The sequence below is a fragment of the Halomonas ramblicola genome, assembly GCF_030409215.1.
In the GTDB taxonomy this organism is placed as follows: Bacteria; Pseudomonadota; Gammaproteobacteria; order Pseudomonadales; family Halomonadaceae; genus Halomonas; species Halomonas ramblicola.
Genome location: NZ_JAUFPL010000020.1, coordinates 94,242 through 104,977 on the forward strand (window position 1 = coordinate 94,242; position 10,736 = coordinate 104,977).

Here is a 10,736-nt window from a genome sequence, read left to right on the forward strand (position 1 = left end):
TCCGCTGCGGAGTTGTCATGGGCGGGGGCGTCGCCGCCCCCGCGGACCGTCATAGATGTGAAGCGTCGGCCGCCTCAGCTCTCGAGCTCGATATCGATGCCCAGCGAGCGGATCTCCTTCACCAGCACGTTGAAGGATTCCGGCATGCCGGCCTGCATGGCGTGGTCGCCGTCGACGATGTTCTTGTACATCTTGGTGCGACCCTCCACGTCGTCGGACTTGACGGTGAGCATCTCCTGGAGGGTGTAGGCGGCGCCGTAGGCCTCCAGGGCCCAGACCTCCATCTCACCGAAGCGCTGGCCACCGAACTGCGCCTTGCCGCCCAGCGGCTGCTGGGTGACCAGGGAGTAGGAGCCGGTGGAGCGCGCGTGCATCTTGTCGTCCACCAGGTGGTTGAGCTTGAGCATGTACATGTAGCCGACGGTCACCGGACGGTCGAATGCGTCACCGGTACGGCCATCGTACAGGGTCATCTGGCCGGAATCCGGCAGCTCTGCCAGGCGCAGCAGGTGCTTGATCTCGTGCTCGTTGGCGCCGTCGAACACCGGCGTCGACATCGGCACGCCGCCCTTGAGGTTCCTGGCCAGGGCGATCACCTCGTCGTCGGAGAGCGACTCCAGCTCCTCGACACGGGTGCCCGGGGTGGAGTTGTAGACCTGCCCCAGGAAGTCGCGGATCTCCGCTACCTGCTGTTCGCGGGCATCGCGCAGCAGGGCGTCGATCTTGCGTCCCAGGCCCCAGGCCGCCAGGCCCAGGTGGGTCTCGAGGATCTGCCCGACGTTCATGCGCGACGGCACGCCCAGCGGATTCAACACCACGTCGACGGGCTCGCCCTGGTCGTCGAAGGGCATGTCCTCGACCGGCATGATCGCCGAGATGACGCCCTTGTTGCCGTGGCGGCCGGCCATCTTGTCGCCCGGCTGCAGGCGACGCTTCACCGCCATGTAGACCTTGACGATCTTGAGCACGCCCGGCGCCAGGTCGTCGCCCTGGGTGAGCTTGCGCTTCTTGTCCTCGAAGCGCTCGTCCATCTCCTTGCGACGATTCTCCAGCTGTTCGTCGGCCTGGGCCAGCAGCTCGTTGAGCGTCTCGTCCTGCAGGCGCAGCTTGAACCACTGCTGGCGCGGCAGCTCCTCGAGGTAGCCCTCGGAGAGCACGTCGCCCTTCTTCAGCTGCGGCCCGCCGTTCACCGCCTGGCCGACCAGCGCCCGCTTGAGGCGCTCGAAGGTGGCGTCCTCGGCGATGCGGTAGGTCTCCTGCAGGTCCTTGCGCACCTCGTCGAGCTGCATCTGCTCGATGGACAGCGCCCGGGAGTCCTTCTCCACACCATCGCGGGTGAACACCTGGACGTCGATGACGGTGCCGCGCATGCCGGTGGGAGCACGCAGCGAAGTGTCCTTCACGTCGGAGGCCTTCTCGCCGAAGATCGCCCGCAGCAGCTTCTCCTCGGGGGTCAGCTGGGTCTCACCCTTGGGCGTGACCTTGCCGACCAGGATGTCGCCGGGACCGACCTCGGCACCGATGTAGACGACACCCGCCTCATCCAGCTTGGACAGCGCCGACTCGCCCACGTTGGGGATGTCGGAGGTGATCTCCTCCGGCCCCAGCTTGGTGTCGCGGGAGACGCAGGTCAGTTCCTGGATATGGATGGTGGTGAACCGATCCTCCTGGACCACCCGCTCGGAGAGCAGGATGGAGTCCTCGAAGTTGTAGCCGTTCCAGGGCATGAAGGCGATGCGCATGTTCTGGCCCAGCGCCAGGTCGCCCATGTCCACAGAGGGGCCGTCGGCCAGGATGTCGCCACGCGCCACCGAGTCACCGGGCCGCACGATGGGCCGCTGGTTCTGGCAGGTGTTCTGGTTGGAGCGCACGTACTTGGTGAGGTTGTAGATATCGACGCCGGCCTCGCCGCCGATGATCTCCTCCTCGTTGACGCGCACCACGATGCGCTTGGCGTCGACCGAGTCGATCACCCCGCCGCGACGTGCCACGGCGCAGACGCCGGAGTCGCGGGCCACGAAGCGCTCCATGCCGGTCCCCACCAGGGGCTTGTCGGCGCGCAGGGTGGGCACCGCCTGACGCTGCATGTTGGCCCCCATCAGGGCGCGGTTGGCATCGTCGTGCTCGAGGAAGGGGATCAGCGCCGCGGCCACGGAGACCACCTGGCGCGGCGAGACGTCCATCAGGGTGACCTGCTCGGGACGCATGAAGGTGGTCTCGCCCTTGTGGCGCACCTGCACCAGGTCGTCGACCAGCTTGCCACCCTCGTCTACGGTGGCCGAGGCCTGGGCGATGACGAAGTCGCCCTCCTCGATGGCGGAGAGATGCACCACGTCATCGGTGACCTGGGCGTCCACCACCTTGCGGTAGGGCGTCTCGAGGAAGCCGTAGCTGTTGGTGTGGCTGTAAGTGGCCAGGGAGTTGATCAGGCCGATGTTGGGACCTTCCGGGGTCTCGATCGGGCACAGGCGGCCGTAGTGGGTGGCGTGGACGTCGCGCACCTCGAAGCCGGCCCGCTCGCGGGTCAGGCCGCCCGGGCCGAGCGCGGAGACGCGGCGCTTGTGGGTGACCTCGGAGAGCGGGTTGTTCTGGTCCATGAACTGGGAGAGCTGGCTAGAGCCGAAGAACTCCTTGACCGCCGCCGCCACCGGCTTGGCGTTGATCAGGTCCTGGGGCATCAGGCCTTCGCTCTCGGCCATGGAGAGACGCTCCTTGACCGCGCGCTCGACGCGCACCAAGCCCACGCGGAACTGGTTCTCGGCCATCTCGCCCACGCAACGAATGCGACGGTTGCCCAGGTGGTCGATGTCGTCCACCTCGCCGAAGCCGTTGCGGATGTAAATCAGCTCCTTGAGCACGTCGAGGATGTCGCGCCGATCCAGCACACCGGAGCCGGTGTCGGCGTCACGACGCAGACGACGATTGAACTTCATGCGACCGACGCCGGAGAGGTCGTAGCGGTCCTCGGTGAAGAACAGGTTGTGGAACAGCGTCTCGGCGGCCTCCTTGGTGGGCGGCTCGCCGGGACGCATCATGCGGTAGATCTCCACCAGCGCCTCGAGCTGGGACCCGGTGGTATCCAGCTTGAGGGTGTCGGAGACGAAGGGGCCGCAATCGAGATCATTGGTGTAGAGGGTCTCGAGCCGGGAGATGCCGGCCTGGGCGATCTTCTCCAGCAGTTCCGGGGTGATCTCGGTATTGCAGGGGCAGATCAGCTCGCCGGTGTTCGGATCGACCTGGTCCTTGGCCAGGGTCTTGCCGAACAGGTACTCCATCGGCACTTCGAGGCGCTCGAGGCCGGCCTTCTCCAGCTGGCGGATGTGCTTCTGGGTGATGCGACGCCCTTCCTCGACGATCACTCCGCCCTCGGCGTCCTTGATGTCGAAGGTGGCGGTCTCGCCGCGCAGCCGCGACGGCACCAGTTCCACGGAGAAGCCGGACTTCTCGATGTGGAAGGTGCTGGTCTCGAAGAACTCGTCGAGGATCTCCTCGGCGCTCATGCCCAGGGCGCGCAGCAGCACCGAGGCCGGCAGCTTGCGGCGACGGTCGATGCGCACGAAGACGTTGTCCTTGGGATCGAACTCGAAGTCGAGCCAGGAGCCGCGGTAGGGGATCACCCGGGCGGAGTAGAGCAGCTTGCCCGAGGAGTGGCTCTTGCCCTTGTCATGGTCGAAGAACACGCCGGGGGAGCGGTGCAGCTGGGAGACGATGACGCGCTCGGTACCGTTCACCACGAAGGTACCGTTCTCGGTCATCAGGGGGATCTCCCCCATGTAGACTTCCTGCTCCTTGATGTCCTTGATCGCCTTGTTGGACGAGTCTTTGTCATAGATGATCAGGCGGACCTTGACGCGCAGGGGAGCCGAGTAGGTGACGCCACGCAGCTGGCACTCCTTGACGTCGAACGCCGGGGTGCCGAAGCGATAGCTGACGTACTCCAGGGCGGCATTGCCGGAGAAGCTCTCGATCGGGAACACCGACCTGAAGGCGGCATGCAGGCCGACCTCGAGACGCTCCTCCGGGGAGCGGTCCTGCTGGAGGAAGTCGTAGTAGGAATCAAGCTGGATCGCCAGCAGGTAGGGCACATCCATCACTTGGGGCAGTTTGCCGAAATCCTTGCGGATGCGTTTTTTCTCAGTGTATGAGTAAGCCATCTGTATTCCCCAGCTTGTTCACCATGGGTGACCGATGCGTGGTCGGCGCCACCCGACGGGGCGCGGCTCCGTCAGGCGATGAAGGCAAGCGCCTCGCGGGTCGCTCGCCTTCGGAATTCGGCTGGCAATTCTGCTCGTGTGCAGAGGCCAGTGACAACAGAAAAAGGCCGGCAGCGGGTGTCCCGCCACCAGCCGTGGAAGCTTACGCAGCGCGTAAAGCCATGGAGACCAAGGACTTACTTGAGCTCCACGCTCGCGCCGGCTTCTTCCAGCTTGGTCTTGGCCGCTTCGGCGTCTTCCTTGGACATGGCCTCCTTGATGGTCGCCGGAGCGCCGTCGACGGCACCCTTGGCTTCCTTCAGACCCAGGCCGGTGATCTCGCGGACGACCTTGATGACGTTGACCTTCTTCTCGCCGGCGCCGGTCAGCACCAGGTCGAACTCGGTCTGCTCTTCAGCGGCTTCGGCTTCACCACCACCCGGGCCGGCCACGACGGCGGCGGCGGCGGTCACGCCGAACTTCTCTTCCATCGCCTCGATCAGCTCGGCGACTTCCATCACGGACATGTCGGCGACGGCGTTGATGATGTCTTCTTTGGTCAGTGCCATTGTCACGTTTCCTAACTTTGCGGGAGTCGAGGCTGTGCTTCGACTCGGGATTCAATATTCGATTCGGGCAGCCAGCAGGAGTTCGCCGATCAGGCGGCCTCCTCCTGCTTCTGGTCGCGCAGGGCGGCCAGGGTACGAACCAGCTTGCCGGCCGATGCTTCCTTCATGACGGACATCAGCTTGGCGATGGCCTCGTCATAGGTCGGCAGGGTCGCCAGGCGGTCGAGATCGGCGGCCGGGATCAGCTCGCCCTCGTAGGCCAGCGCCTTGACCTCGAAGTTCTTCTCCTCCTTGGCGAACTCCTTGAACAGGCGGGCGGCGGCGCCCGGATGCTCGTAGGAGAAGGCCAGCAGGGTCGGACCCGAGAAGGTCTCGTCCAGAATCTCCCAAGGAGTTCCGGACAGGGCGCGGCGTGCCAGGGTGTTGCGGACAACACGCAGCTGGACGCCATTCTCGCGGGCCTGCTTGCGCAGGTCGGTCATCTTGCTGACCGCGACGCCACGAGAATCGGCAACTACGACGGAGAGAGCATCCTTGGCCGCTTCACTGACCTCGGCAACGATCGCCTTCTTGCCTTCGAGTGCTAGTGGCACAGTGATCACTCCTTCGTGCCGGAACCTCGCGATGAGGGTTCCGGTGGTTACCATCTCCCCCGGTCGAGGCCGTAAGGCCAGGGCACCGGGAGTCCTGGGTGATGGTGCTCACCAGAAACCTGGCGGCCACACCATCTGCGCAGGCCATCGGAAGGATGATTAAGCCGCCCTTCGCAGGGAAGGGCGGCGCCTGCGGTCTTTGACGGTGCCCCGCCGGCGAGTCATGACCCGACACGGGGACCGCAAAGTTCTTGCTGTTACGTCGATCCGCTGCCCGTTCAGACCAGGGCAGAGTGATCGATGGTCAGCCCGGGGCCCATGGTAGTGGACAGGGTGACCTTCTTGAAATAGATACCCTTGGACGTGCTCGGCTTGAGCTTCTTCAGGTCGGCGACCAGCGCCTCCAGGTTGCCCTGGATGGCAGTGGCGTCGAAGTCGACCTTGCCCAGGGTGGTGTGGATGATGCCGTTCTTGTCGGTACGGAAGCGCACCTGGCCGGCCTTGGCGTTCTTGACGGCGGTGGCCACGTCCGGGGTCACGGTGCCGACCTTGGGGTTCGGCATCAGGCCGCGCGGACCGAGGATCTGGCCCAGCTGGCCGACGACGCGCATGGCGTCCGGGGAGGCGATCACCACGTCGAAGTCGAGCTGGCCCTTCTTGACCCGCTCGGCCAGGTCGTCCATGCCGACGATGTCGGCACCGGCGTCCTTGGCGGCATCGGCGTTGGCACCCTGGGTGAAGACGGCGACACGCACGTCCTTGCCGGTGCCGTTGGGCATGACGGTGGCGCCACGCACGACCTGGTCGGATTTACGCGGATCGACGCCCAGATTGATGGCGACGTCCACGGACTCCTTGAACTTGACGGCGGACAGCTCGGCGAGCAGGGCCACGGCCTCATCGATGGAATAGGCCTTGGTCGGATCGATCTTCTCGCGAATCATCTGTGCGCGCTTGGACAGCTTGGCCATGATCAGAGACCCTCCACGTTCAGGCCCATGCTGCGGGCACTACCGGCAATGGTACGCACCGCGGCGTCGAGATCGGCAGCCGTCAGGTCCGGCTCCTTGGTCTTGGCGATCTCCTCGAGCTGCTCACGGGTCACGGTACCGACCTTGTTCTTGTTCGGCTCACCGGAGCCGGACTTGATGCCAGCCGCCTTCTTCAGCAGGACCGCGGCGGGCGGGGTCTTGGTGATGAAGGTGAAGCTGCGGTCGGAGTAGACGGTGATCACCACGGGAGTGGGCAGACCCGGCTCGATCTCCTGGGTCGCGGCGTTGAACGCCTTGCAGAACTCCATGATGTTGACGCCGTGCTGACCCAGCGCGGGGCCCACGGGGGGACTCGGGTTGGCTTTGCCAGCTGCCACCTGCAGCTTGATGTAAGCCTGTACTTTCTTGGCCATGTTGCTCTCCAGTTGGGTAGTAGCGCCTTGCGGCTCCCCGGTGATGCGGCCGTCGCGGCGGCCGCCTCGCAGACGTCAGGTCGCGGATTACTCCTTCTCGACCTGCGCGAATTCCAGCTCGACGGGAGTCGCCCGACCGAAGATCAGCACGCTGACCTGCAGGCGACTCTTGTCGTAGTTGACCTCTTCGACCACGCCATTGAAGTCGGCGAAGGGGCCGTCGACGACGCGCACCGACTGACCCGGCTCGAACAGGGTCTTGGGGCGAGGCTTGTCGGTGCCGTCCTGAACGCGACGCAGGATGGCATCGGCCTCCTTCTGGGTAATGGGCGCCGGCTTCTCCTTGGTGCCACCGATGAACCCCATGACGCGCGGGGCCTCGTTGACCAGGTGCCAGGTCTCGTCGTCCATCTCCATCTCGACCAGCACGTAGCCGGGATAGAACTTGCGCTCGCTCTTGCGGCGCTTGCCGTCACGCATCTCGACGACTTCTTCGGTCGGCACCAGGATCTCGCCGAAGCGGTCCTCCATGCCATACATCCTCACGCGCTCCTTGAGGGAGCGCATGACATGCTTCTCGAAGCCGGAGTAGGCGTGAACGACGTACCAACGCTTGGACATGGAGGCTCCTAACCGATAACGCCGGACATCGCCCAGCCAAGAAGGGTGTCGATAAGCCACAACATCAGGCCGACCACCAGCACGGCGACCAGCACGATGGCGGTTGTCTGTACGGTTTCGGGGCGCGTCGGCCAGACCACGCGCTGGATCTCCTTCTTGGCGGCGCGGGCCAGCTCGAGCAGCTCACGCCCCTTGGTGGTGGTCAGCGCGATGAGTGCGGCCACGGCGCTGAGCGCGACGACGCCCAGCACACGATAGAGCAGGGCCTGGTCGGCGAAGTAGGTGTTACCCACCACGGCCAGGACCAGCAGAGTGACGACCACCGCCCACCTGAGCCCGTCGTGGCGCGACTCCTGCACCTCGGCATTGTGTTTCATGAACGAGACTCCTCAGGGCGCGGCAATCGAAACGTGAAATCTTCAAGGGGACACACCAGCCTGGGGAAGACTGGCAGGCCAGGAGGGAATCGAACCCCCAACCTGCGGTTTTGGAGACCGCTGCTCTGCCAATTGAGCTACTGGCCTGTATCTGCCTTCGCCACCCCTTGCAGGCGGCCTGACAACAGCGGGCGCCATGATAGCGGAAGCCGCTTCGCCTGGCAACCCCTCCCCGCACTCGGCGACACCGGGGAGAAAGAGAAAAGGCGAGCCGCGGCTCGCCTTTCTCGATGTGGAGCTCATGGACGGATTTGAACCGTCGACCTCACCCTTACCAAGGGTGTGCTCTACCCCTGAGCTACATGAGCGCAATCTGTACATCCGGAGATGCTGGAGCGGGCAGCGGGAATCGAACCCGCATCATCAGCTTGGAAGGCTGAGGTTCTACCATTGAACTATGCCCGCCTGCCCACTCTTGCTGGCTTCACCAACCTTGGCCGGCGCCGCCCGAATCTGGTGGAGGGGGAAGGATTCGAACCTTCGAAGCTTTCGCGGCAGATTTACAGTCTGCTCCCTTTGGCCACTCGGGAACCCCTCCAGCTGGCGGCGTATTTTACCACCGCGAGTTCCACTGTCAAGTCACTGTTTTTGCAGTTATCCTGACCGCTCGGAGCGAGCACCCTGGCGCCCTGCCCTTCGCCTCGGAACGCGGCGTATTGTGTCAAAGCAGCATGGAGAATGCAAGCCCCGCCCGGATCTTTTCCAGCGCCACCGGTGACGGCACCCGGGGGGCGCCGGACATGCGCCCGGCCCGCTCGGCCGCCGTCAGCGGGAAGCTCGCCTCGAGCCCGCCGTAGACCATGTCCGGCCAGACCGCATGGGGGACCTGCAGCCCTCGCGCCACCACCCGGGCATCGCCGCCGGTCACCAGCAGGGGCAGCGCCACGCCCTCGTCGTCGCACACCTCGGCATAGACGCGGTTGATGGCGCTGACGGCCGCCATGTAGATGCCGTGATTGACCGCCTCGACGGTACGCCGACCGGGGGCCAGCAGCTCCTCGGCCTCGCTGTCCGGGTCGATCGCCACGTTGCGGGTGCCCAGCTTGAGGCTCTCTTTCATCAGCCGCAGCCCCGGCAGGATGTAGCCCCCCAGATGGCGACCACCCGGCAGCACGAAGTCGATGGTGATGGCGCTGCCGCAGTCCACCGCACAACACCCACCGGCCAACTGGTAGCCGGCCAGGGCCCCCAGCCAGCGATCGACGCCGAGCCGCTCGGGCTCCTGGTAACCATTGGTGACCCCCAGGGCTTCCGCTGTCGAGTGCGCCACGTAGACGCTACCCACCTGCTGTCTGAGCAGTGCCACTGTTTCCTCGAGCACCGCCCGGCGCGCCACGCTGGAGATACGCACCGCCTCGACCACGTCCAGATCGGGTATGTCGGAACCTGGACGCCACTCCTCGCGGGTCCAGACCGCGCCCCGCGAGCGGATCTCGCTGCTGTCGGCATCCTTGAGCCGCCACTTGGACAGGGTATTGCCGATATCCAGGTCAAGGATCATGGGCGCACACGCACGCTGATTTCACCGCCGGCCAGGCGCCGGCGCCGCCCTGCCTGATTCACCAGCAGGTTGCCCGAGGCGTCCACCCCCTCGGCGATACCCGCCTCACGCTGGCCGCCGCTCAGGATGTCGATCTCACGCTCGGCGAAGGCATGCCGGGCGTTCCACGCCTCCTGCCAGGCGGCGAAGCCTTGCCGCTCGAAACCCGCGACCAGTGGCAAGAGGCCATCGAGCAGGTCGACCGCCAGGTCGTTGCGCGACACCTGCGGCGCCTGGTCGCGCACCGCCGCCACCGGCTGGTCCAGGCCACACCGGAACGCCTCCGGCAGCTCCACGTTGATGCCCATGCCGATCACCACCTCGCAGGGACCCGAGGCGTCGCCGGTCACCTCCACCAGGATTCCCGCCAGCTTGCCGAAGTCACCCCCCGGTGTCTCGAGCAGCACGTCGTTGGGCCACTTCAGGCGCGGACGCGCACCGCGGTGTTCCAGGGCTCGGGCCAGTACCACGCCGACGGCCAGGCTCAGCCCCTCCAGGGCCGCCACGCCCGCCTCGACTCGCCAGCCCAGCGACAGCATCAGGCTCTTGCCCCAGGGGGTCGTCCAGGTGCGCCCGCGACGCCCGCGACCGGCACTCTGCTGCTCCACCAGGCAGACCTCGCCGTGGCCGGCCCCGTGCTCGAAGCGCTGGCGCAGGAAGGCGTTCGACGACGGCAGCGTCTCCTCGACGAAGAGTCGCGACAGACGGCCCCGCGCCTCGCGCGACAGCCCCGCCACAATGCGCGCCCCATCCAGCAGCTCAAGTGGCTCGGCGAGCCGGTAGCCCTGCCCCTTGACCGCCTCCATGGCGATCCCCAGCGACTCCAGCTTGCGTAGCTGCTTCCACACCGCGGCACGGGACACCCCGAGCTGCTCGCCCAGCTGCTCGCCGGAGTGGAACTCGCCGTCGCTGAGCAGGCGAATCAGGTCACCGATGGTCATGCTTGGATCCCGGACCGGAAAAGCCCTCATTCTAGCGGATGCGAAGCGACCCCGGAAATCCGTCGGCCCGGAGAAAGGCCCCGAAACGCAAAAACCCCCGAGCTCGCAAGAACTCGGGGGTTTCTGAATGAGCGCCTGACGATGACTGGGCCGGCCTCCCGGGACTCTCCATGGAGAAGCTCCCAAACGAGAACACCCCGACCAGTTGGCCGGGGTGTCGGAAGAGGTGCCTGACGATGACCTACTCTCGCATGGAGAAACTCCACACTACCATCGGCGCTGAGCGGTTTCACTGCTGAGTTCGGCATGGGATCAGGTGGGGCACGCTCGCTCTGGTCGTCAGGCGAAAAACGCCAATATGAATCATGCCGACCGAGCCGTCTCGCGTACCCGGTGTCGTCTGCATCCCGCAGACCCCTTGGGTGTTATATGGTCAA

At 65.5% G+C, this 10,736-nt stretch carries 9 protein-coding genes, 4 tRNA genes and 1 rRNA gene; all 14 read right to left on the reverse strand.

The window, feature by feature from the left end; genetic code table 11:
- Positions 1 to 74: 74 nt before the first annotated feature.
- Positions 75 to 4,154: a DNA-directed RNA polymerase subunit beta gene (gene rpoB / locus QWY80_RS08705; RefSeq protein ID WP_290230402.1), complete on the reverse strand. Its 4,080-nt coding sequence runs from the start codon at positions 4,152 to 4,154 to the stop codon at positions 75 to 77.
- A gap of 236 nt (positions 4,155 to 4,390) precedes the next feature.
- Positions 4,391 to 4,762, reverse strand: a complete 372-nt coding sequence (gene rplL, locus QWY80_RS08710) for a 50S ribosomal protein L7/L12 (protein WP_290230404.1) — start codon at positions 4,760 to 4,762, stop codon at positions 4,391 to 4,393.
- Positions 4,763 to 4,851: 89 nt separating this feature from the next.
- The gene (gene rplJ, locus QWY80_RS08715) at positions 4,852 to 5,355 is read right to left on the reverse strand and encodes a 50S ribosomal protein L10 (RefSeq protein WP_290230405.1); all 504 of its coding nucleotides are present in this window, start codon (positions 5,353 to 5,355) and stop codon (positions 4,852 to 4,854) included.
- Between the two features lie 278 nt (positions 5,356 to 5,633).
- The gene (rplA, locus tag QWY80_RS08720) at positions 5,634 to 6,326 is read right to left on the reverse strand and encodes a 50S ribosomal protein L1 (protein ID WP_290230406.1); all 693 of its coding nucleotides are present in this window, start codon (positions 6,324 to 6,326) and stop codon (positions 5,634 to 5,636) included.
- A gap of 2 nt (positions 6,327 to 6,328) precedes the next feature.
- Entirely contained in the window at positions 6,329 to 6,760 is a 432-nt protein-coding gene (gene rplK, locus QWY80_RS08725; protein ID WP_132044070.1) for a 50S ribosomal protein L11, read from the reverse strand.
- 87 nt (positions 6,761 to 6,847) lie between these two features.
- A complete protein-coding gene (gene nusG, locus QWY80_RS08730) occupies positions 6,848 to 7,381 on the reverse strand; it encodes a transcription termination/antitermination protein NusG (protein WP_290230407.1) in 534 nt (177 codons plus the stop codon).
- 8 nt (positions 7,382 to 7,389) lie between these two features.
- Complete coding sequence (secE, locus tag QWY80_RS08735; RefSeq protein WP_290230408.1) at positions 7,390 to 7,758, reverse strand: preprotein translocase subunit SecE; 369 nt, start codon at positions 7,756 to 7,758, stop codon at positions 7,390 to 7,392.
- A gap of 71 nt (positions 7,759 to 7,829) precedes the next feature.
- Positions 7,830 to 7,905, reverse strand: a tRNA-Trp gene (locus QWY80_RS08740).
- A gap of 146 nt (positions 7,906 to 8,051) precedes the next feature.
- Positions 8,052 to 8,126, reverse strand: a tRNA-Thr gene (locus QWY80_RS08745).
- Between the two features lie 23 nt (positions 8,127 to 8,149).
- Positions 8,150 to 8,223, reverse strand: a tRNA-Gly gene (locus QWY80_RS08750).
- Positions 8,224 to 8,272: 49 nt separating this feature from the next.
- Positions 8,273 to 8,356, reverse strand: a tRNA-Tyr gene (locus tag QWY80_RS08755).
- A 123-nt stretch (positions 8,357 to 8,479) separates the two neighbouring features.
- The gene (locus tag QWY80_RS08760; protein WP_290230409.1) at positions 8,480 to 9,319 is read right to left on the reverse strand and encodes a type III pantothenate kinase; all 840 of its coding nucleotides are present in this window, start codon (positions 9,317 to 9,319) and stop codon (positions 8,480 to 8,482) included.
- Positions 9,316 to 10,299 carry a biotin--[acetyl-CoA-carboxylase] ligase gene (locus tag QWY80_RS08765; protein ID WP_290230410.1) on the reverse strand — a complete coding sequence of 328 codons (984 nt, stop codon included), beginning with the start codon at positions 10,297 to 10,299 and terminating at the stop codon, positions 9,316 to 9,318. Before QWY80_RS08765 ends, QWY80_RS08760 begins: the two co-directional genes overlap by 4 nt.
- A gap of 228 nt (positions 10,300 to 10,527) precedes the next feature.
- Positions 10,528 to 10,643 (reverse strand): 5S ribosomal RNA (gene rrf, locus QWY80_RS08770).
- Between the last annotated feature and the right edge of the window lie 93 nt (positions 10,644 to 10,736).

Excerpts from the sequence above, each read along its gene's own strand:
- secE (WP_290230408.1), bottom strand. The coding sequence starts at position 7,758 with ATGAAACACAATGCCGAGGTGCAGGAGTCGCGCCACGACGGGCTCAGG.
- rplL (WP_290230404.1), bottom strand. The coding sequence starts at position 4,762 with ATGGCACTGACCAAAGAAGACATCATCAACGCCGTCGCCGACATGTCC.
- rplA (WP_290230406.1), bottom strand. The coding sequence starts at position 6,326 with ATGGCCAAGCTGTCCAAGCGCGCACAGATGATTCGCGAGAAGATCGAT.
- rpoB (WP_290230402.1), bottom strand. The coding sequence starts at position 4,154 with ATGGCTTACTCATACACTGAGAAAAAACGCATCCGCAAGGATTTCGGC.
- nusG (WP_290230407.1), bottom strand. The coding sequence starts at position 7,381 with ATGTCCAAGCGTTGGTACGTCGTTCACGCCTACTCCGGCTTCGAGAAG.
- rplK (WP_132044070.1), bottom strand. The coding sequence starts at position 6,760 with ATGGCCAAGAAAGTACAGGCTTACATCAAGCTGCAGGTGGCAGCTGGC.
- QWY80_RS08760 (WP_290230409.1), bottom strand. The coding sequence starts at position 9,319 with ATGATCCTTGACCTGGATATCGGCAATACCCTGTCCAAGTGGCGGCTC.
- QWY80_RS08765 (WP_290230410.1), bottom strand. The coding sequence starts at position 10,299 with ATGACCATCGGTGACCTGATTCGCCTGCTCAGCGACGGCGAGTTCCAC.